The sequence below is a fragment of the Arthrobacter sp. P4_F11 genome (assembly GCF_056401395.1).
Genome location: NZ_JBFUJK010000003.1, coordinates 43,035 through 64,528 on the forward strand (window position 1 = coordinate 43,035; position 21,494 = coordinate 64,528).

The following is a 21,494-nucleotide window of genomic DNA, read 5'->3' on the forward strand; positions in this document are numbered from 1 at the left end:
CTTTCATCGCTTGCGGGCTTTGGGATCGAGGGCATCACGCAGGGCGTCGCCCAGCATGATGAAGCTCAGGACGGTGATGGACAGCGCGATGGCCGGGTAGAGCAGCGGCATCGGGTTGGACCGGAGCGAGGCCTGCGCCGCCTGGATGTCGTTGCCCCAGGACATGACGCTGGGCGGCAGCCCGATGCCCAGGAAGGACAGCGTGGATTCGGCCACGATGAACGTGCCGAGGGAGATGGTGGCCACGACGATGATCGGGGCCAGCGAGTTCGGCATCACGTGACGCATGAGGGCGCCGAACTTCGAGACGCCCAGCGACCGGGCGGCCGTGACGAAGTCGGCGTTCCGGACCTCGATGACGGCGCCGCGGGTAATGCGGGCAATCTGCGGCCAGCCGAAGATGACCAGAATGAGCACGAGGGTCCACACGGTCTTGTTCGTCCGGAACATCGGCAGCTGCATCATCACGATCGCGCCCAGGATCAGGGGCAGGGCGAAGAAGATGTCATTGATGCGGGCCAGGACCGAGTCGATCCAGCCGCCGTAATAGCCGGCGACGGCACCCAGGATGCCGCCGATCAGCAGCACTCCGATGGTGGTGAAGAGGCCCACCGTCACCGAGGACCGCGTGCCGAAGATGACACGGGCGTAGACGTCGCAGCCCTGCTGGGTGAAGCCCAGCGGGTGGCCCGCTGCGGGGCCCGCGTCGGAGTTGGCCAACTGGCAGGCCTCCGACGTGGGGTCGATCTGCGAGAACATTCCCGGGAAGACGGAGACCGCGACGACCACCAGGATCAGGAACGCGGAGATGAGGAAGAGCGGCTGCTTGCGCAGGTTCTTCCAGGCCTCGCCCCACAGGCTCAGCGGTGCGGCTTCGTCCTTGACCCGGTCCGTTACCTGGAGCGGGGTCTCGGAGACATCGGCCACGAAGTGCTCGGTCCGGCGGGCCGGGCGGCGGGAATCGGCGTGCCGTGCGGTGGTGGTGGTGTAATCAGGAGTCATAACGGATCCTCGGGTCAAGCCAGCCGTAAAGCAGGTCAACGAGCAGGTTGGACAGGCAGTAGATCAGCACCAGGACGGTGACGATCGAGACCACCGTGGGCCCTTCCCCGGACAGCACGGCCCGGTAGAGCCGGTTGCCTACGCCCGGGACGTTGAAGATGCCTTCAGTGACGATTGCGCCGCCCATCAAGGCACCGAGATCGGCGCCCAGGAACGTAATGACGGGAATCAGGGAGTTGCGCAGGATGTGCACGCGGACCACCTGGAACCGGGAGAGGCCCTTGGCGGTGGCGGTGCGGACGTAGTCGGCGTTCATGTTTTCGATGACGGACGTGCGGGTCAGGCGCAGGACATAGGCGAACGATCCCAGTCCCAGCACGATCGCCGGCAGGATGAGGTCCGGGATGGTCGCCGCGGAGCTGACGGTCGGCTTGGCCCAGCCGAGCTGGACTCCGATGGTGAACTGCAGCAGGAAGCCCAGGACGAAGATCGGGATGCCGATCACAACCAGGGACGCGACCAGGACCGTGGCGTCAAAGAGCTTGCCCTTGCGCAGGCCGGCGATAAGGCCGAAGACGATGCCGAAAAAGGCCTCGAAGATCAGCGCCATGATGGCCAGCCGCGCCGTGACGGGGAAGACCTCGCCGAGCACGGCGGCGATGGGGCGTCCGGAGAAGTCCTGGCCGAGATCAAACGTGAAGATGCTCTTGAGGTAAAGCAGGTATTGCATCCAGAACGGCTGGTCCAGGTGGTACTGCATGCGCAGCTTGGCTGCGACCGCCTCGTTCACCGGCTTGTCGCCGAACAGGGCCACGATGGGGTCACCGGGCAGGCTGAAGACCAGGAAATAGACCAGCAGTGTTGCGCCCAGGAAGACGGGAATCAGTTGCAGGAAACGCTTGAGGATGTATGTCGACATCAGCGAGTCACACCCTCGTTGGCAGGCATCCTGTCCAGGGATGCGGCGGAGTTGTTCATCAAAGAACCTTTTCACTATGGATGCAGGCCGGCGCCGGTTTGCTCACGGCGGCAGGGCTGCGAAAAGTTCGCCCGAAAGAGCCGGGCACCAAGAAAATAAATGGAGGGGAAACACGACGACGGCGGAGGCCCCAGTATGGGCGGCCCCCGCCGTCGTTTTGTTGTTACTTACCGGTTACGTTGTAGTACAGCGGGACGCCGTCCCAGCCGTAGTCGACGTTGGAGACCTTGTCGCTCCAGCCGCCCTGGGCAACCTGGTACCACAGGGGGATGGCCGGCAGATCCGTCAGGAGGATCTCCTGGGCCTTGTTCATGGCCTTGTTGCCGTCGCTGACCGAGGCGGCGTTCAGGCCGTCGGAGATGGCCTTGTCGAACGTCGGGTTGGCGTAGCTGGCGTCGTTGGAGCCGGCACCGGTCTTGTAGATCGGGCCGAGGAAGTTGTACAGCGACGGGTAGTCTGCCTGCCAGCCGGCACGGATGGAGCCGGTGAGGGTCTTGGCGGTGGCGTCGTTGCGGGCTTCCTTGAAGGTGGCGTACGGCTTGCCTTCAACCTTGATGCCGAGCGTGTTCTTGAGCTGGTTGACTACTGCCTCAACCCAGGCCTTGTGTCCGCCCTTGTCGGCGTTGTAGGCAATGGTGAACGTCTTGTTCGCGTCCCACTTCTGGATGGCGTCGGCCTTGGCCCAGGCTTCCTTGGCCTTGTCGGCGTTGAAAGTCAGGTTCTCGGCTCCGGCGATCGAGTCGCTGTAGCCGTCAAGCACGGGGGCCGTGAAGTCCTTGGCGGGCTGGCGTGCGCCGTTGAAGATCACCTTGGTGATCTCTTCGCGGTTGATCGCCATGGAGATCGCCTGGCGGCGGAGCTTGCCGGCCTCGCCGCTCCATTCCGGCAGGTATTCCGGGATGGCGATGGTCTGGTTGCCGGCGTACGGCTTGTTGATGGTGCGGTCGCCGAGGTCAGACTTGAAGTTCTTCAGCGCGCTGGTCGGGATGGTCTGCAGGATGTCCAGGTTGTTGGACATCAGGTCCTGGTACGCCGAGTCGTCGTTCTGGTAGATCTTGAACGTTACGCCGGCGTTCTTGGCCTTGCGCGGGCCGTTGTAGTCCGGGTTCGGAACGAGCTGGATCTGCACGTTGTGCTGCCAGCCGCCGTCCGCGAGCTTGTACGGACCATTGCCGACCGGCTTCTCGCCGAAGCCCTTCGGGTCCTTCAGGGCACCGGAGGGAACCGGAACAAACGCGGTGTAGCCAAGGCGAAGCGGCCAGTCAGATTCCGGCTGCTTCAGTTCGACGGTGAACGTCTGGTCGTCAACGACCTTCAGGCCGGACATGGTCTCAACCTTGGAGCCTTCTGCGCTGGCTTCGTCGTAGCCCTTGATGCTTTCGAAGAAGCCACCGCTGAGCTGGGCGTTCTTGGCTGCGGCGCCGAAGTTCCAGGAATCGACGAAGGACTTGGCCGTGATGGCCTCGCCGTTCGTGAACTTCTGGCCCTTCTTGACCTTGATGGTGAAGTGCTGGCCGTCCTTGCCCTCGATGGACTCGGCGAGTTCGTTGACCGGCTTGCCGCTGGGGTCGTAGCTGACCAGACCCGCGAAGATCATGTCGATGACCTTGCCACCGCCGACTTCGTTGGTGTCGGCGGGCATGAGGGGACGCTGGGGTTCGGAGCCGTCGGCGAGGATCACTTTGCTGGTGTCGCCGCCGGTACTGCCGCTACCGGTCGCGGAGCCGCTGGCACCGCATCCGGTCAGGGCGAGGGCGGCGATAGCCACCATGCCCAGTGCTTTGGAAGTGCGCGAAAAACGCATTCCGCCTCCTATGAGTTGTGGGAGTTCGTGAGGGAAAAACTTATGCTTCCCCGTAAGCAAGCACAGGGGTATCCCCTGTGACGTGGCCTACATATGGAAGTAGCCTAGCCCTAAACCGTCCAAATGTTGGAACTCTGTTGCCAAACCGTGATCCGACAATCTCATGACGATTAACGTCAAGTGGAGGGTATTTCAAGTCACACGCTACTGACTGGTAGTATTCGCCCGCAGTGTGACCTGGGTTACTCGCGCTTAACTGGAATCTGCCGGTTTTCGGCCCCGTTCCAGCCCCCTCGGGGTAAGCCTCAGCTGGCCCCTGACAGCAGCTGCGCGCGCAGTTCGCGGCGCTCTCGCTGCCTGTCCGGATCCGGCAGCGGAACCGCCGCCAAAAGCCGCTGGGTGTAGGGCTCCTGGGGATTGCGGAGGATCTGGTCGCGGGTCCCCTGCTCCACGATCCTGCCGCGCTGCATGACACAGATCCGGTCTGCGAGCACGTCCACCACCGCGAGGTCATGGGTGACGAAGAGGCAGGCGAACCCCAGTTCCTTCTGCAGGTTCTGGAACAGATCGAGCACCTTGGCCTGGACTGAGACGTCGAGGGCGGAGGTGGGCTCGTCGGCGACCATCAGCTTGGGCTTGAGCGAGAGGGCCCGCGCGATCCCCACGCGCTGCTTCTGGCCGCCGGAGAGCTCGTGCGGGTAGCGGTTGCGGTAGTCGCGCGGCAGCTCGACCTGGTCCAGCAGCGCCTCAATCCGCCGCTGCAGGTCGGCGCCCTTTGCGGCCCGTGCCAGGAACATCGGCTCCCCGATGCTTTCCCCGATGGGTAGCCTGGGGTTCAGGGACGACGACGGATCCTGGAACACCATGCCGACATGCCGGCGCATCTCGTGGAGCTGCCGGCCGTTCCTCTTGGCTGCTGAAATGTCCTGCCCGACTACCCGCATAGTGCCTGCCGCCACCGGCAGCAGGCCGACGGCGGCCCGGCCGATGGTGGTCTTTCCGGAGCCCGACTCGCCGACGAGACCGACCACCTGGCCTGGATAGATGACCAGGTTGGCCCCTTCCACGGCACGGAAGGCCGGCACCCGGCCCTGCTTTGGGTACTCGATGGCGACATCGGTGAGCTCCAGGACCGGCTCGCCCTTCGGCTTGGCCGCTTCGGCCGCGGCCAAGGCGGCGGCGTTTTCGCGCTCCCGCCGGATCAGCTCGTCTTCCGGAATGGAGAGGATCTCGACGTGGGTCGCGGCGGCGAGGGCGGCGGTGACGTCCACGTCCGCCGTGGAATCCGCGCCACCCTGACCCAGGTGCGGGACCGCAGCCAGCAGCGCCTTGGTGTACTCGTGCTGCGGGTTGTGGAAGATCTGCGCTGCCGTGCCCGTCTCCACGATCAGGCCCTTGCGCATGACGGCGATCCGGTCGGCGAGGTCGGCCACCACTCCCATGTCGTGGGTGATGAGCACAATGGCACTGTCCAGTTTGTTCCGCAGGTTGCGCATGAGGTCAAGGATTTCGGCCTGGACGGTCACGTCGAGGGCCGTGGTCGGCTCATCGGCAATGAGCAGCTTCGGGTCGCAGGAGAGCGACTGGGCGATCATGGCGCGCTGGCGCTGGCCGCCGGAAAGCTGGTGCGGGTAGGACCGGAAGGCCTTCTCCGGATCCGGCAGTTCGACAAGTTCCAGCATGCGCAGGGCCCGGAGCCGGGCTTCTTCCGGGGAAACTTCGTTGTGCAGACGCACAGTTTCAACAATCTGCGACCCCACGGTGTACACCGGGTTCAGGGCCGTCATCGGCTCCTGGAAGATCACCGCGACGTCCTTGCCGCGCACCGCGCGGATATTGGCCTCATTGCTCCCCAGCAGCTCACGGCCGGCGAGCTTGACACTTCCTGTCACACGGCTGTTACTGGGCAGCAGACCCAGCAGCGCCATTGAACTGGCGCTCTTTCCGGAGCCGGACTCCCCCACGATGGCGAGTACTTCGCCGGCCCGGACCTCGTAGTTCAGGCCGATCGCTGCCGGGACCCATTTCTTGTCCACGCCGAAATCCACGCTGAGATCCCGGACCTCCAGGACAGTTTCGCCTTTGCCAGGCACAGGTGACGCCGGCGGATCGAGGGTGATGAAGTCAGTCATGTTGGGCTATCCTTCCGCCCGGGCCGCCGGTGCACCGGGGATTAGTGCTGCGGCTCGGAATACTGAATTATTGGGGGCATGAGCTCTACGCCGCACGCCGGAAATGTTGAAGTCTTCAAAGCACGAACCAACAAGTGGTTCGCGTTGCTGTCCTGGGCGGTGGCCGCGTTCGGTGTCGTGGTCACGGTCGTCATGGCGGGTCCGGGGGCGCTGGGCGGCATCGCCCCGCTGGCCTTCATTGCCTTCATGGGCTGGCAACTGTTCTGGATGCCGTCCGTTGTAGTCCACGATGCCGGCGTCACCCTGGAGAATCCGTTCCGCTCGATCGAGGTGCCGTGGGCAGCGCTGGTGCACGTCGATACCCGTTTTGCACTGACGCTGGTCACCGCCCGGAAGAGCTACACCTCCTGGGCCGCGCCCGCCCCCGGTATCTGGGGCGGCCGCCATGCCCGCCCGGAGGACCTCCACGGCCTGCCGGCAACCACTTACGGTCCCGGCAAGTCGGTCCGTCCGGGAGATCTGAAGACCACGGACTCCGGCCAGGCTGCCATGATGGTGCGGGCGCGGTGGCATGACCTCGTGGAAGGCGGGCAGCTCGCCGCAGGCGACGCCGCCAGCACCGCGGCAACGGTGACAGTCCGCTGGGTGGCGATTGGCGCCGTCGTACTGCTCCTGGCGGCAAGCTACCTGGCGATTACCGCCGGTTAGAGCGGTCGTGCAGGGGGCCGGCATCTACTGGCCCCGTGTTCCGTCAGACGGCCCGTCGTTGCGAGGATCCTCAGGCGCCGAGGCGCCAAGTCCGGTGACGGTACCTGCCTGCACCGCGGCACCCCCATGATCGGCCGCCTTCTTGGCATTGAACTTCTTCTGCCGTGGGTCAAAGGCGTCCCTCAGGCCGTCGCCGATGAAGTTGATGCTGAGGCAGATGAGCACAATGAACATGCCCGGGAACCAGAAGAGCCAGGGCCGTGTGGCGAAAGCCTGCTGGTTCTGGGAGATGAGCAGGCCCAGTGACGTGTCCGGGGCCTTGACGCCGACGCCGAGGTAGCTCAGCGCCGTCTCGGTGAGGATCGCGGCGGACATGGTCAGGGTCACGTTCACGATCAGCACGCCGACAGCGTTGGGCAGGATGTGCTTGAAGATGATCCTGGCGTTGCTGGCGCCGGAAATCCGGGCCGCATCCACGAACTCGCGTTCGCGCAGGGACAGGAATTCGCCGCGCATCAGCCGGGCCAGGGCGACCCAGCTGATCAGGCCCAGGAAGATCCCGAGGGCCAGAACGCCGTTGGTGCTGGCGAAGGAGGCGAACCAGCTCCCCTGGTCCCGGCGGCCGGCGAGGGCGGCCATGACGGCGGCCAGCAACAGGGCCGGAATGATGATGATGACGTCGGTCAGGCGCATCAGGATGGCCTCGGACCAGCCGCGGAAGTAGCCGGAGATGGCACCGACCACGACGCCGATCAGGCCGGCGATGAGGCCGATCACGATCATGATGGTGATGGACTGCTGCGCGCCGCGCATGGTCATGGCGAAGAGGTCGCGGCCGATCCGGTCCTGGCCGAACGGATGTTCGCCCCAGGCCAGCGGCCACAGCGAGGAGGTGGGCGCGCCGCCGTTGACCAGTGGCGAGACTTGCGTGTGGGAGTACTTCCACCAGCCGGGGATTCCCAGGTAGCCCACCGAGGTGAAGGCCAGGATGAAAATGAAGGCGAACACCACGAGGCCGATAATGGCGCCGGAGTGTCCGAGGAAACGCTTCCGGACGATCTGGCCCTGGCTGAGGCCCTTGGCCTCAAGGACCGGCTCAACGCCGGCCGCGGCTGATATCCGCGAGGCTTCGTCTTCGGCCATGATTACTTCCTGCTGACTTGGCTGGCTCATGCTTTTACCCTTACGCGCGGATCCAGTGCGGAGTAGGCGAGGTCCGCGATGAGGTTGAAGACCATGGCCGTGATGGCCACGCAGATGAAGACGCCCATGACCGGGTTGGGATCGGTGTGCGCGATCCCGTCCAGGAACAGGAAGCCCATGCCGCGGACCGAGAAGACGGTTTCGGTGATGACGGCACCGCCAATCAGCGCCCCAATGTCGAAGGCCACGATCGTGGCGATCGGGATCAGGGCGTTGCGGAAGGCGTGGCGCATGATGACGGTCCGCTCGCTCAGACCTTTGGCCCGGGCCGTGCGGATGTAGTCCATGTTCATGATTTCGAGCATCGAGGCCCTGGTGAAGCGGGTGTAGCTGGCAAGTGAAATGAGGATCAGGGCCAGGGTGGGCAGGATCAGGTGGGTGAAGGAGTCAAGGCTCAGGACCCAGAAGTCGCCCTGGATGTTCGGCGTGCTGGCACCGATGGTGGCGATCGGCCGGCCGCGCACACGGCTGTTGTTGAAGTAGCTGGGCCACGCCTGCATGTACCGGTCCAGCAGGATCAGGAAGCCGACCAGGAACGAGGTGATGGCTGCCGCCCGCATGGACTGCCCGCGGTCGTAGCCGCCCACCAGGTAGCCGATGCCCATGCCGATCAGGACGAAGGCGACCGCCAGGAGCACGATCATCAGGAATGTGGCCTCATTGAGCAGCGGCTGAAGGAGGAAGTAGAGCACGACTCCGACGCCGACGGCGATCAGGGCCGACTGCAGGGCCTTGCGGTTTTTCAGCCCGGCGGAGAGCAGGGTCACGGCGAACGCGATGCCGACACCGGCGATGGCGATGACCACGGGGCCAAGGCCCGGGGTCTTGAACCATTCGGTGGCGGAGAAGTAAATGAGCACCGCGGTGACGAAGGCGAAGGCGACGGCGCCGGCCAGCAGCCGGCGCCGCATGGTGCCGCCCGCCGCGACGGCTGTCACTGCGCCGACGACGACGCCGATCCCGAGGGCCGCGGGCAGCGGCACGTCGGGGTTGCGCAGGAAGTCGTTGAAGCCGATGGCGCCGAATTCCTTGAGCAGGACGGCGACCCAGAAGATCGGCAGTGAGAAGAACAGGAAGGCCATGAACGTCACGCCGTAATCCAGGGTGCTGTACTGCCGCAGGGCGGTGACGATGCCCAGGGTGATGCCAATCAGGATGGCGAGCACCGTTGCCGCGGTGACGAGGGTCAGGGTCTGGACGAGCGCGAAGCCGAGGGCTTCGGTGATGGGCTGACCGGCGATGTTTTTCCCGAGGTCACAGGAGTTGGCGAACGGAACGAGGCACTGGACAGCGCCGCCGAACCATTTGAAGTACCGCAGCGGGGCCGGTGTGTCCAGCTGCAAGAGCTCGGTCCTCGCGTCCATGAGCTGCTGCTTCTGGGGCGTGGGGTTGGCGCGGAATTCCTCGAGGGGATCGCCGGACGCCGCTGTCAGGAGATATACGAGGTAGGACGCACCGAGAAGGATGAGGGCGGCAGTCACGAGCCGCCGGAAGATGTAGGTCACCATTGGAATAGAACCTCGGAATTCGGGCCCAGGGATTGCCCGGACCGGTCGCGGAGTTTGGCCGGTTCCCGCCGATGTGGCGGCGGGACCACGGCATCGTCAGGGATGTCGCCAGAAAGGCGCCGGGACCGAAGAAGCTGTGGTCCCGACGCCTTTCCAGCAGTGTTACTTGGGGTCGCGGGCTACTTCTGTGCCCATTCCCAGAAGTTCCACCAAACGCCGGTCTGGTTCGGCATGTACTTCACACCGGTGATGCGGTCGCTGTACGCGTCCACGCCAACCGACTGGAACAGCGGCAGGCCGTAGGCCGAATCCCAGATCATCTTGTCGATCTGCGCAACGAGGCCGTCCTGCTTGCTCTTGTCGGTGGTGACAATCAGTTCGTCCATCAGCTTGTCGGCTGCGGGGTCGCTGAACTGGTTGAAGTTGGAGTCGTTGCCGGACTTGAAGATCTGCGGAACGCCGGACACGCCGACACCCGAGTTGCTCCAGCCGAAGATGGTGGCATCGTAGCTGCCGTCACCGAGGGCCTTGCCCCAGTCAGACTTGCCGAGGCCGCCGTCGACGATCTTGAAGCCGGCCTTGGTGGCGGACTCGCTGATCAGGGAGAAAGCGTCAACACGGTTGGGGTTGTCCTTGTTGTACATGATGCGAACTTCGGGGGTGGCGCCGTTGAGGAGCTTCTTGGCACCCTCGATGTCCACACCCTGGTAGGCGGAGGAACCATTGTTCTTGGCCGAGTCGGCGTACGGGGCCTGGTCCGGAACGAAGAGCTGGGAGTCAAGCGGTGCAGCCTTCGGATCCAGCTTCTTGACGATCTTGTCGACGATGTCCGCACGCGGGACGGCCTTCATGAAAGCCTCGCGGACGTTCTTGTCGGCAAACGGGCCGGAGTAGTTCAGGTCGATGTGGTCGTACGCGAGCTGGTTGCCGACGTCGACCGTCACGCCCTGGCTTTCGAGTGCCTTGAGCTGCTCCACGGTGTCCGCGGATGCCTGCGGGGCGATGATGTCCGCCTCGCCGTTCTTGAGAGCCTGGACCTGGGCGGGTGCCTCACCGATGTAGCGGACGGTGATTTCGTCCAGATTGGCTTCCGGTCCCCAGTTGTAGTCCTTGTTCTTGACCATGGTCAGGGACTGGTCCTGGTTGATGCTCTTGACGAGGAACGGGCCATTGGAGAGGTACAGGCTCGGATCGGCCGGCAGGGTCTTGGTGTCAAAGCCGGTGTTCCACATGTCCGCCATAGCCTTGAGCTGGGCGTTCGCCGGCTTGGGGGCCTTGGAATCGCCGCGGGGCATGCCCTTCAGCAGGTCAATGAACGCCTTGGTGTCCGCCAGGCCTGCCTTCTTGGCCAGGACGTGGGCGGGGATGTCAATACCGGGGCCGCCGAGGGCGATTTCCCAGTCCGCGAAGGGCTTGGAGTACTTCAGCGTCATGCTGCGGCCGTCGTCACCGAGTTCCGGGAAGTCGGTGAGGGCGATACCGGTGGGGTCACCGGCGTAGGAGAAGTAGGACGTTCCGGTCTTACCTTCCGCGTCGGCGTCGTTGTAGTAACCGGAGAAGGCGGCCCACTGCAGCACAAGGTCGGCTGCGGTAACAGGAGTGCCGTCGGACCACTTCACGCCGTCGTTGATGGTGTACTTCACCGTCAGCGGATCGTCAGAGACCTTTTCCATCTTGCCGAACTTCTCATTGCGGACAACGTTGAGCTTGTTGTCGATGTAGAAGAAGCCCGAGTGCGTGGCGTAGCTGACCTTCGAGTTGATGTCAGTGTTTCCATCGGCCGTGTTCGGGTTGAACGTGTTAAACGCGTTGACCTCTACTACGGTTGCCGATCCGCCTTGCTTGCTTGCTGCCGCCGCAGTGGTCGGGGTTGTCCCGCCGCTGTTGCCCGCGCAGGCGCTGAGGGCGATGGCAGCTGCTGCCGCCACGCCCACTGCTTTGGAAATACGACCCAAGCGCATTCCGCCTCCTTGTTTCTGTGGTGTGGGTGAGACCGGCGCCGAAGGCGCCAGACAGACGTCCACACTCCCCCAGCGGCAGTGTGGCCCGTCTCACATGGCATGAAGCGTAACCCCAAAGACCGTTTGGAGCCACCAAAGTTGACTCACCGTAAAGTTCGTTATGGAGCTGCAACATTGGGCAGGTTCCGCAGGGCCAGCTTTCCCACAAAACGTTGACGCGGCGTAACAAAAGGATAAAAGCGCCGCACACGGGAAAAGCCCCGATCCGAGAATCGGGGCTCCTCCAGTTAATCCTTAATTACTTGGCAGAATTACCGCGCTGCCGGGCGGCGAAGAGCCTCCTTCTCATCAGTTGACCATCGCGACAGGTCGTTGGCGTGAACGTGGGACGGCGGCGGCTCGTGTCCTCACGTCCCTCAGCTGCCATCAGCCGGCTTCGAGGACAAAGAAGATAAAGGACAGGAATGCTGTCTTCTCGCCGGTGAGGATGCGCGGCGGAAGGAGTTCGTGCGGCGTGTCTGGAGATGGCCCTGGTTCGTTCACGGTGGCGACGCGGTATCCCGCCGATGTGAAGGCGTTGATCATCGCGTGAAGTGGTCGGTGCCAGAAAGTCAGAACCGCAGGCACGCCATCGAACTCGTAATCCTCCGAGTACTGCCGGATGGCGAAGTAGTCCTCGGCTGGTTGGGTGATCACGCTGACCGTGGGGTGGTTGACCGACAGGATCAGACGACCGCCCGGCTTCAGCACGCGCCGCAGTTCGGCAAGCGGCGCTGACCAGTCCTCCAGGTAGTGCAGGACCAAGGACGAGACAACGTCGTCGAAGGAGCCATCCGCGAAAGGGAGCTGCTTGTTGAGGTCGGCCAAGTATAGATCCGCGGTTGCGCCCAGTCGCAGTCTTGCAAATTCGAGCATCGCAGGACTGGAATCGAAGCCGGTCATGATCGCGCCCTTCGCGCTCAGTGCCGCGGACAGGGGCCCGGAGCCGCACCCTGCATCCAGGACCCGGTGGCCGTCGACGTCGCCGGCGAGGTCAATCATCGCCGGCCGCTCGTAGTAGGCGTTGAGGAGGCTAGACTCGTTTTCCGCCGAGTAGCTCCCGGCAAAACTGTCATAATGGTCGGCTTTCACGGATCCTCGCTCTCTCGGGTAAACGCTCATGGTCAGTATGGTCGGCCCGATCCTAACAACCTGGCCGTAAAGCCCGTAAGCATCGCCCGTTGATAACAGATTCGGTTTCGTTCGTTGGATCAACGCGGTTGGTCTGTTCTGATGGTCGAAATGATTACCGTGAGCCAGAACGCCTGCGTCGATAGTTTATTGTCGGCGGGTGCAGCAAGACTGAGAACGTGAAGATTGTCCTGATACCGCCTCTGCTCTGCTCTTCCCTCGCTTACGCCCCGGTGATCGATACCGTCTGGACGCGCGGGCAAGTCACTTTGGCCGACACCCGGCAAGACGACACCATTGCGGCCATGGCCGAACGGATCCTCCGCGAGAACGTCGGCGACATTGCTGTTCTCGGAACAAGCATGGGAGGGTACGTCGCCCTCGAAGTCATCCGACAAGCGCCAGATCGCGTCACCGCTCTCGCACTCGTAAGCACGTCCGCCCGAGCCGACTCCGCGGAGCAGCTCCAAGCGCGGGCGCGCCAGTCCGTGCTCGTTGAAGGCGGGCATTTCGAAAAGCGCTGCCCACGGCCCGGTTCACCGTCGTCGAGGGTGCCGGCCACTTCCTGTTCCACGAGCAGCCCGCCGCCGCACGGGACGCCGTTAGCTCCTGGCTTGAGTCCGCCTCATAACCAACCGTCCGTGAAGCCCTCACCCGCTCGCAAAAGCGATAGCCGCCAAGAACACGTGTTCTTAGCGGCTATCGCTTTTGGCCTCAAGCAGATCAGAAACTAGACGTTGAAGCGGAACTCCACGACGTTCCGTAACGAATAAACGTCTCCGCCACCAGCGGTGCACGGTCGAGGACCTGTGGATTCAGGCCGCCGTTGGCAACCGCTGGCCCGCGATCTTTCCGCAACCCGCCCGCAGCATAGAACACAAGTCTGCTTTGAACTCCCTGCGCGGCCCTCGTCACACCGCTGCGCAGGTGGTCGGCCAGACGGGTGAAGGACTCGGATGTGTTCGGGTGACCCAGCTGGCGCAGCTCGTCCGCGACAACGTCGGCATGCTCAGCGGCGCGGCGATCCTAGCCCGACGGCTTCCTTGGACGGGGCCTGGATGGGTCGGGCCACCACCAGCGATGTCGCGATCGGCGCTCAGCCCTGCGTTGGGCCGCGTCCAGATAGTCCTCGCGCGCCGCATCAAAGACCTCGTGAGGAAGACTCAGCGTTGCACGGCTCAACTGGCGTCCTACCAGCAGATCGCTGATTGCCCCCGGGATCTCCCGCATCCCCCGAGCACCTTTCACGGACCGCCTGAGCTGCACGCCCTGCTCCGTGAGCCGCATCCCCCACGATGAGTCGACCTCAGCAAGGCTGGAACCGACCAGGACCGCTATTGCCGTCTCTACCCGTTCCCGGGAAGGGACGTCGGCCTGCAGCATGTCCCACCCCGGCAGCAGCGCACGGAGCGACGAGGAGCGCCTCCCATCATGCAGCAGGGTCACGAGCGTTGCAGCGTCATCCATGTCTATGCGGTCCACGCCGTTCAGGCTAGCGCACTCCGAGCCGCCACCGCCTCGGGAACAATCACCGTCTCGGAAGAACGTTAAGTTCCCCAACACTTCGGCCGAGGATTCCCGGGAGGTACCGGAGCTGACTCAGACGTTAAAGCGGAACTCCACCACGTTCCGTCGCAGAATAACCTCTTCTCCAAGCGGCGGGGAGCCAGCGGGCAGCTGAGCTTGCTGCCTTAGCTGACTCTCCCTCCAGGGGTGCGGGCCCGTAGGGTCGTCCTGTGTCGGTTGGATGCACGGGCAGACTGGACGATCACGACGGTGGCCGCGGCCACAACTCCTACGAACGCCAGGCCCGCAGCGATTCTCGTCGCCCGCCGGGACATGGTGGCCGGGTTGACAGGCTCGGGGGCACCCGCGGGAGCTTCGATGACGGGCACGTCCCAATCGTTCCCGGAGGGGAAGATTCCGGGCGGAAGCTCTTCCGCCCGAAGTTCGCGGCGGGCCGCGAGGCGGTTCCGGACTTCCTGATTCGGAGCGGGCACGACGGCGTCTGCTGCGATCGCAGTGGGGAAATCAAGGAGGTAGGGCTCACCATAGAACGCTGAAGAGGCGACGGATTCTAACCACGTGGCCGGCGGTTCCGCAACGCCGCGCGCGGCGAAGGCGGACCGCAGGCTTTCTAGGATCTCGGCGAGGCTTTTGCCTTCGGAGTCCTTGCTGGCCTCGAAAATAGCAAGTTGAAGCTGCAGCTTCACATCCGCAGCAGGGTCCTTAACGGTGGGGTCCTGCCCGGTAGGGTCCACGGTGAGTGGCTCAGCATTCACGGCCCCGGCCTTGCTTGGGTCAGTGTTCATGGGCTTCCTTTCATCGTGGTTTCCCGTCCCTGGTCCCGGGTGACAGCTACCAGAAATTCTAAAGCGGTGTGGCGGTCAGCGTTATCCGCAGTCGCACTCGTTGCGTCCTCCGAGCGGCATTCTCTGTCTGCATTCCCAATAATCGACATAACAAACGGGAAGAAGCTGGCAGGGGGTCTGTTGCGGAAACCATGACACTCGTTCCTCCACAGTCAGTACCCGCCCCTGTTCCCCGGGGCCCTGATTGGGTAGGCTCCTTTCATGGCACGACGCAGTTTTCTTCAGTGGCCGGTCGTCCGGCAGTTGAGTACGGGCGACCTCTTGGGCCGCGGTCCGGCGGTGACATCCCCGCAGACCAGGGCCATTACTCCACGGACGGTCACCGCTGACCGCGTGGTGCAGAGCGTGTGCCCGTATTGCGCCGTGGGCTGCGGACAGCTGGTCTACGTCAAGGACGAAAAGGTCGTTCAAATCGAGGGCGATCCGGATTCGCCAATATCCCGCGGCCGCTTGTGCCCCAAGGGCTCTGCCAGTGAACAGTTGGTCAACTCGCCAGGCCGTCAAACCGGTGTGCTTTACCGTGCGCCGCGCTCCACCCAGTGGCAGCACCTGGACCTGGCCACCGCCGTCGACATGGTGGCGGACCGCTTCATCGAGACCCGCCGCAGGACGTGGCAGCAAGAAGACGGGGAAGGCAGGCTGCTTCGCCGCACGATGGGGATTGCTTCGCTGGGCGGGGCAACACTCGATAACGAAGAGAACTACCTGATCAAGAAACTCTTCACGGCTGCCGGTGCGGTACAGATCGAGAACCAAGCCCGCATTTGACACTCCTCCACGGTTCCCAGTTTGGGAGCCTCGTTTGGGCGCGGTGGTGCGACACAATCACTGCAAGACATGGCCAATGCCGACTGCATTGTCATTCAGGGCTCCAACATGGCCGAATGCCACCCGGTGGGATACCAGTGGGTTGCGGAGGCTAAGGCACGCGGAGCTAAGGTCATCCACGTCGATCCCCGCTTCACGCGTACCTCCGCCGTCGCGGACAAGCACATTCCGATCCGGGCCGGCTCTGACGTCGTCCTTCTGGGGGCCCTGATTAACTACGTCATCACCAATGACCTCTGGTTCAAGGAGTACGTCGGCGCGTACACCAATGCGGCGACGCTGGTGCATGCGGACTACCGCGATGCCGAGGACCTGGGCGGCCTGTTCTCCGGTTTCGATCCGGAAAAAAGGGCGTACGACACGTCGTCCTGGGCGTACGCGGAACAAGGTGAGGGCGCGATTCATGAGCCCGGGCCCAGCCGCGAACACGGCGCCGAAGCGTCCGCCCGTGCTGCCGCCGACACCTTCGGCAGTGGCGGGCCGCCGCTGGAGCATGCCGAAGTTCAGCGGGACGACACACTGCAAGACCCCCGGACGGTCTTCCAGATCGTCAAGCGGCATTATGCCCGGTACACCCCGGAGATGGTCCGGGACATGTGCGGCATCAAAGTGGCGGATTTCGAGTATCTTGCCCGCAGCATCACGGAAAACTCGGGACGCGACCGGACTACCTGCTTTGCCTACGCGGTGGGTTGGACTCAGCATTCCTTGGGAGCGCAGTTCATCCGGGCCGCGGCGATCCTTCAGCTATTGCTGGGAAACGTGGGGCGCCCCGGCGGCGGGATCATGGCCCTTCGCGGCCATGCCAGCATCCAGGGGTCCACCGACATCCCCACATTGTTCAACCTGCTACCCGGCTACCTGCCGATGCCCAGTGCCGGCCGCCACGACAGCCTCAGTGAATATCTGGCAGCCGTCGGGTCAAAACAGCAAAAGGGCTTTTGGGCCGACGCCGACGCCTACACCGTCAGCCTGCTGAAGGCCTGGTGGGGTGAAGCCGCGACCGCGGACAACGACTGGGCCTATGATTACCTTCCGCGGCTGACGGGGGCGCACGGCACATATGAGACCACTATGAGCATGCTCAAGGACGAGGTGGAGGGCTACTTCATCCTTGGACAGAACCCCGCAGTGGGCTCGGCCAACGGCCGGCTGCAACGGCTTGGCATGTCCCATCTGAAGTGGCTGGTGGTGCGTGACCTGAACATGATCGAGTCGGCCACCTGGTGGAAGGACGGCCCGGAGATCGAATCCGGCGAACTGCGCACCGAGGACATCGAGACCGAAGTCTTCTTCCTGCCCGCAGCCACCCATGTGGAGAAAGCCGGCTCGTTCACGCAGACCCAGCGTCTGCTGCAGTGGCGGCACCAGGCGGTGGCACCGCCCGGGGAGTGCCAGAGCGAACTGCAGTTCTTCTTCGAGCTAGGCCAACGGATCCGGGCGAAGCTGGCTGGCTCCGAGGACGAGCGGGACCGTCCGCTGCTCGACCTGACCTGGGACTATCCCACGGATGAGCACGGCGATCCGGATGCCGAGGCTGTGCTTGCGGAGATCAACGGCCGCCAACTGGCTGGACCGGACGCCGGTAAGCCCCTCTCCGCCTACACCGAACTTCGCGCCGACGGTTCCACGGCCGCTGGCTGTTGGATCTACACCGGTGTTTACGCTGGTGGCTCCAACCACGCTGCCAACCGTAAGCCTGGTCAGGAACAAGGGCCCGTGGCTTCGGAATGGGGCTGGGCATGGCCGGCCAACCGCCGGGTCCTCTACAACCGTGCGTCCGCGGATCCCGCCGGTAAGCCGTGGAGCGAGCGGAAGAAATACATCTGGTGGGACCAGGAGCAAGGAAAGTGGGTCGGCGACGACGTTCCCGATTTCCCGGTGGACCGGGCTCCGGGAAGCCAGCCCGACCCGGCCCTCGGCGGCCCTGCAGCCCTTAGCGGAGATGACCCCTTCATCATGCAGGCCGACGGCAAGGGCTGGCTGTTCGCCCCGAAGGGCCTTGTGGATGGGCCCCTTCCCACCCACTACGAGGCTCAGGAATCCCCCGTGGCCAACGCGCTCTACCCGCAGCAGCAGAGTCCGGCGCGGTTGGTGTTCCCGCACGCGGGCAACTTCAGTGCGCCAAGTGCCGGTACTCCCGGCGCCGACGTGTACCCGTACGTCTTCACCACGTACCGGCTTACTGAGCATCACACCGCCGGCGGGATGAGCCGCTGGCTTCCTTACTTGTCCGAATTGCAGCCGGAGATGTTCTGTGAGGTTTCGCCTGAACTGGCTGCCGAGCGGGGGCTTGAGCCCTACGGGTGGGCCACCATTATTTCGCCCCGCTCGGCCATAGAGGCGAAGGTGCTCATCACTGACCGGCTGAAACCCCTGGCCGTGGGCGGTCACACCGTGCACCAGATCGGGCTGCCCTACCACTGGGGCGTGGGCAGTAACGCCGTCGTCAGTGGCGACGCCGCCAATGACCTGCTTGGCGTGACGCTGGACCCCAACGTCCAGATCCAGGAGTCCAAGGTCGCCTCCTGCGATATCCGCCCGGGCCGCCGGCCGCGCGGGCAGGAACTGCGGGCAATGGTCGCCGCCTATCAGGCGCGGGCGGGACTGACCGCCGAGACCGGCAACCGCGCCATTACCAATCCGATGTTGGAGGACTAGATGGGCCAGCTGTCAGGACCGACCGACCCCACCGCCGATGCCCACTGGGAGCACAGCCATCCGCGGAAGGGCTTTTTCACCGACACCTCGATCTGCATCGGGTGCAAGGCCTGCGAGGTTGCCTGCAAGGAGTGGAACCATAACCCGCAGGACGGCAATCTGGAGCTGCTCGGGTCGTCCTACGACAACACCGGGGCGCTGGGCGCCAGCACTTGGCGTCATGTGGCGTTCATCGAGCAAGGTCAGGACCGCATTGTGGAGGCGCGGGAATCAGGCCGCGCCCTGGTGAGCCTGGGCATGCCGCGTATTGGTCCGCCGGCCACGGCATCGCCAGCTGCGACGGACCTGGCCGAGGCCGACACCACGCCCCCGGACACGGCAGACTTCAGGTGGTTGATGTCCTCCGACGTTTGCAAGCACTGCACGCACGCCGGGTGCCTCGATGTGTGCCCCACCGGAGCGCTTTTCCGCACCGAATTCGGCACCGTGGTGGTACAGGATGACGTCTGCAACGGCTGTGGAACCTGCGTCGCCGGATGTCCTTTCGGCGTCATCGAGCGCCGCGCCGATGGCTCGGTCAAGGTGGCCACCAGCAGGAACGACCAGCACGCCAAGCATCCCGCCGTCCCCAATGCGGGCATCGCTCAGAAGTGCACGCTGTGCTACGACCGGCTTGTCGCGGATGAGACCCCCGCGTGCGCCAAAGCGTGCCCTACGACGTCTATCAAGTTCGGCGACCATGACGACATGGTGGAGACGGCCAGGGAACGCGTTTCCAGCCTGCACGCGCAAGGTCTGACGGAGGCAAGGCTCTACGGTGCGAACGAAAACGACGGCGTCGGCGGAACCGGATCAGTCTTCCTGCTCCTCGACGAACCCGAGGTCTACGGACTTCCGCCGGACCCACGGGTACCCACGGCCGACCTTCCGCAGATGTACCGAAGGGCCGGCATGGCAGTAGCGGGCATGGCCGCGGCAGTTGCAGTGGCATTCCTGGGAGGGCGTGCATGACCCTCTCAGAGTTCGACAGCTTCCGGCCATCGGAACCCGCCCGCCGTCGCCGGCGGGAGGGCAAACGAGGACCGGGCCGCCGCCCGGCCAATGGCGACGGCTCCCGGGAAATGCCCATGGTTCCCGAGCCGGAATTCAGCTCGTATTACGGCCGTCCGGTTGTAAAGCCGGCACCCTGGGGTAATGATGTGGCCGCGTACCTGTTCCTGGGCGGCGTTGCCGCCGGCTCGGCTTTGCTCGGACTCGGCGGCCAGTTGAGCGGGCGGCCGACGCTGCGCCGTAACGCGCGTTTGAGCGCTTTGGCAGCGGTAAGTGCCGGGGCTGTTGCGCTTGTGAAGGACCTCGGCAGGCCGGAGCGCTTTCTGCATATGCTGCGGACCTTCAAGGTCACTTCGCCGATGAGTGTGGGCTCGTGGATCCTCAGCGCCTTCAGCGCAGGTGCGGGGGTCTCGGCGGTGGCGGAGATCGACCGGATGAGCGGATCCCGGCTTCCGCTGGGCCCGTTGCGGAGCGTGCTGCGGGCTGTCGAGGGACCGGCCGGCTTCGAGGCCGCCGTCTTTGCCGGACCTCTGGCGGCTTACACGGCAGTGCTGCTCGGAGACACCGCCACACCGACGTGGAACGCTGCCCACGAGGAACTGCCGTTCGTCTTCGTAAGTTCGGCAGCCCTCGCTTCTGCCGGGCTCGCCATGGTCACCACGCCGGTGCGCGAAACGGGGCCGGCCCGGAAGCTCGCCGTGCTCGGCGTCTTAGGTGAGGTGGTTGCCATGAAAGTCATGAAACAACGGATGGACCCGGTGGCGGCGGAACCCCTACACCAGGGCAAGGCGGGCGCCATGCTGAAATGGAGCGAGCGTTTGGCGGTCGCCGGCGGGCTGGGAACACTGCTGGGCGGCCGACACCGCGGAGCGGCTGCGGCCTCCGGACTCGCGTTGCTGACCGCGTCCGCCCTGACGCGTTTTGGTGTATTTGAGGCGGGCCTCGCCTCGGCCAGAGATCCGCGGTACACCATCGAACCGCAGAAGACGCGGCTCGCCGCCCGCCGTGCGGCCGGAATCACCGACGACGCGATCACCACCGGCGGCTGAAGACGAATGGCCGGGTTTCAGCGGATCTCGATGCCCTGGCCCGCGATGGTGTGTCCGATGACTGGATGGCCCGGCAATTCACCGACGACGAGTAGCCCGCCGGAGGTCTGTGCATCGGCGAGCAGGAGAAGATCGTCCTCCGTGACGCCCGCGGCGGCACGCAGATAGGGCCGCACCCAGTCCAGGTTGCGCCGCGTTCCGCCGGAGACAAACCCATCGCGCAACGCTTCCCGGGCGCCGTCGACGTGCGGCACCGCTTTCCGGTCCACCACTGCCCCGACCCCGGAGGCCCGGCACATCTTGTACAGGTGTCCGAGCAAGCCAAAGCCCGTCACGTCCGTGGCTGCCCGCACACCGGCCGCCACCGCATCCTCGGCGGCGTCGCGGTTCAGGCGCGTCATCGTCTTTACTGCTTCGGTGAACACTTCGCCGGTCTGCTTGTGACGGTTGTTGAGCAGTCCGACGCCGATCGGTTTGGTGAGCGTGATGGGCAGCCCGGGCCGGGCGGCGTCGTTCCGCAGCAATCGGTCGGGGTGGACGACGCCGGTGACCGCCATGCCGTACTTCGGTTCCGGATCGTCGATAGTGTGTCCGCCTATGACCGGGCACCCTGCCTCGGCGGCCACGCTCAGGCCACCGCGGAGTACCTCGGTCATCAATTCCAGCGGCAGTACGCCACGGGGCCAGCCGACGAGGTTAATCGCCATAATCGGGCGCCCGCCCATCGCGTAAATGTCGGAGAGCGCATTGGCGGCGGCGATCCGGCCCCAATCGAAGGCGTCGTCTACCACGGGGGTGAAAAAGTCAGCGGTGGACAATACGGCCAGGTCCCCACGGACCAGAACGGCGGCTGCGTCGTCGCCGCTGTCAAGCCCGACCAGCACATCGGCGCCGGGCTGGCCGGTGAGTCCGCGTACCGCTTCTTCGAGTTCGCCGGGCGGAATCTTGCACGCGCAGCCGCCACCGTGGGCATAGCCGGTGAGCCGGAGAGTTCCGGCAGCACCGGTACCGAGTTGCTGGACTGGCGTCTGGGCCTCGTTCACCCGCCTAGCGTACTCCTTCAGGCA

Annotated in this window: 15 protein-coding genes; 5 read left to right on the forward strand and 10 right to left on the reverse strand. The window is 64.5% G+C overall.

The window, feature by feature from the left end; genetic code table 11:
* Nucleotides 1–3: 3 nt before the first annotated feature.
* From AC1DRO_RS04765 to AC1DRO_RS04780, 4 genes are all read right to left on the reverse strand, one after another.
* A complete protein-coding gene (locus AC1DRO_RS04765; RefSeq protein WP_476950019.1) occupies nt 4–1,002 on the reverse strand; it encodes an ABC transporter permease in 999 nt (332 codons plus the stop codon).
* Nucleotides 992–1,921, reverse strand: coding sequence for an ABC transporter permease (locus AC1DRO_RS04770; protein WP_018773796.1), 930 nt, complete (start codon nt 1,919–1,921; stop codon nt 992–994). The genes AC1DRO_RS04765 and AC1DRO_RS04770 overlap by 11 nt, the downstream gene beginning before the upstream one ends.
* Before the next feature lie 223 nt (nt 1,922–2,144).
* A complete protein-coding gene (locus AC1DRO_RS04775) occupies nt 2,145–3,785 on the reverse strand; it encodes a peptide ABC transporter substrate-binding protein (RefSeq protein ID WP_028275696.1) in 1,641 nt (546 codons plus the stop codon).
* Between the two features lie 305 nt (nt 3,786–4,090).
* On the reverse strand, nt 4,091–5,917 hold the full coding sequence (locus tag AC1DRO_RS04780; RefSeq protein WP_028275697.1) for an ABC transporter ATP-binding protein: 1,827 nt from the start codon (nt 5,915–5,917) through the stop codon (nt 4,091–4,093).
* 78 nt (nt 5,918–5,995) lie between these two features.
* Between AC1DRO_RS04780 and AC1DRO_RS04785 the strand changes: the two genes are divergently transcribed.
* Nucleotides 5,996–6,625 carry a PH domain-containing protein gene (locus AC1DRO_RS04785; protein ID WP_028275698.1) on the forward strand — a complete coding sequence of 210 codons (630 nt, stop codon included), beginning with the start codon at nt 5,996–5,998 and terminating at the stop codon, nt 6,623–6,625.
* Nucleotides 6,626–6,649: 24 nt separating this feature from the next.
* Here the strand turns inward: AC1DRO_RS04785 and AC1DRO_RS04790 are convergent, their stop codons facing one another.
* The 4 genes from AC1DRO_RS04790 to AC1DRO_RS04805 all read right to left on the reverse strand — a co-directional run bounded on the left by AC1DRO_RS04790 (nt 6,650) and on the right by AC1DRO_RS04805 (nt 12,428).
* Nucleotides 6,650–7,768: an ABC transporter permease gene (locus AC1DRO_RS04790; protein WP_028275699.1), complete on the reverse strand. Its 1,119-nt coding sequence runs from the start codon at nt 7,766–7,768 to the stop codon at nt 6,650–6,652.
* Between the two features lie 26 nt (nt 7,769–7,794).
* Nucleotides 7,795–9,336 carry an ABC transporter permease gene (locus AC1DRO_RS04795; RefSeq protein WP_028275700.1) on the reverse strand — a complete coding sequence of 514 codons (1,542 nt, stop codon included), beginning with the start codon at nt 9,334–9,336 and terminating at the stop codon, nt 7,795–7,797.
* 179 nt (nt 9,337–9,515) lie between these two features.
* Entirely contained in the window at nt 9,516–11,297 is a 1,782-nt protein-coding gene (locus AC1DRO_RS04800) for an ABC transporter family substrate-binding protein (protein ID WP_028275701.1), read from the reverse strand.
* A 426-nt stretch (nt 11,298–11,723) separates the two neighbouring features.
* Entirely contained in the window at nt 11,724–12,428 is a 705-nt protein-coding gene (locus tag AC1DRO_RS04805; protein WP_476950020.1) for a class I SAM-dependent methyltransferase, read from the reverse strand.
* Between the two features lie 344 nt (nt 12,429–12,772).
* Here AC1DRO_RS04805 and AC1DRO_RS04810 point away from each other — a divergent pair, with 344 nt between their 5' ends.
* A complete protein-coding gene (locus AC1DRO_RS04810; protein WP_476950156.1) occupies nt 12,773–13,201 on the forward strand; it encodes an alpha/beta fold hydrolase in 429 nt (142 codons plus the stop codon).
* 957 nt (nt 13,202–14,158) lie between these two features.
* Here the strand turns inward: AC1DRO_RS04810 and AC1DRO_RS04815 are convergent.
* Entirely contained in the window at nt 14,159–14,779 is a 621-nt protein-coding gene (locus tag AC1DRO_RS04815; RefSeq protein WP_476950021.1) for a hypothetical protein, read from the reverse strand.
* Between the two features lie 261 nt (nt 14,780–15,040).
* Between AC1DRO_RS04815 and fdh the strand changes: the two genes are divergently transcribed.
* The 3 genes from fdh to nrfD are packed head-to-tail and all read left to right on the forward strand — an operon-like array spanning nt 15,041 to nt 20,427.
* On the forward strand, nt 15,041–18,328 hold the full coding sequence (gene fdh, locus AC1DRO_RS04820) for a formate dehydrogenase (RefSeq protein ID WP_476950022.1): 3,288 nt from the start codon (nt 15,041–15,043) through the stop codon (nt 18,326–18,328).
* The gene (locus tag AC1DRO_RS04825; protein ID WP_028275706.1) at nt 18,329–19,339 is read left to right on the forward strand and encodes a 4Fe-4S dicluster domain-containing protein; all 1,011 of its coding nucleotides are present in this window, start codon (nt 18,329–18,331) and stop codon (nt 19,337–19,339) included.
* On the forward strand, nt 19,336–20,427 hold the full coding sequence (gene nrfD / locus AC1DRO_RS04830; RefSeq protein ID WP_243180963.1) for an NrfD/PsrC family molybdoenzyme membrane anchor subunit: 1,092 nt from the start codon (nt 19,336–19,338) through the stop codon (nt 20,425–20,427). The genes AC1DRO_RS04825 and nrfD overlap by 4 nt, the downstream gene beginning before the upstream one ends.
* Nucleotides 20,428–20,444: 17 nt before the next feature.
* On the opposite strand, the gene selD is transcribed toward nrfD, so the two are convergent.
* Nucleotides 20,445–21,470, reverse strand: a complete 1,026-nt coding sequence (gene selD / locus AC1DRO_RS04835; protein ID WP_028275707.1) for a selenide, water dikinase SelD — start codon at nt 21,468–21,470, stop codon at nt 20,445–20,447.
* Nucleotides 21,471–21,494 lie beyond the last annotated feature (24 nt).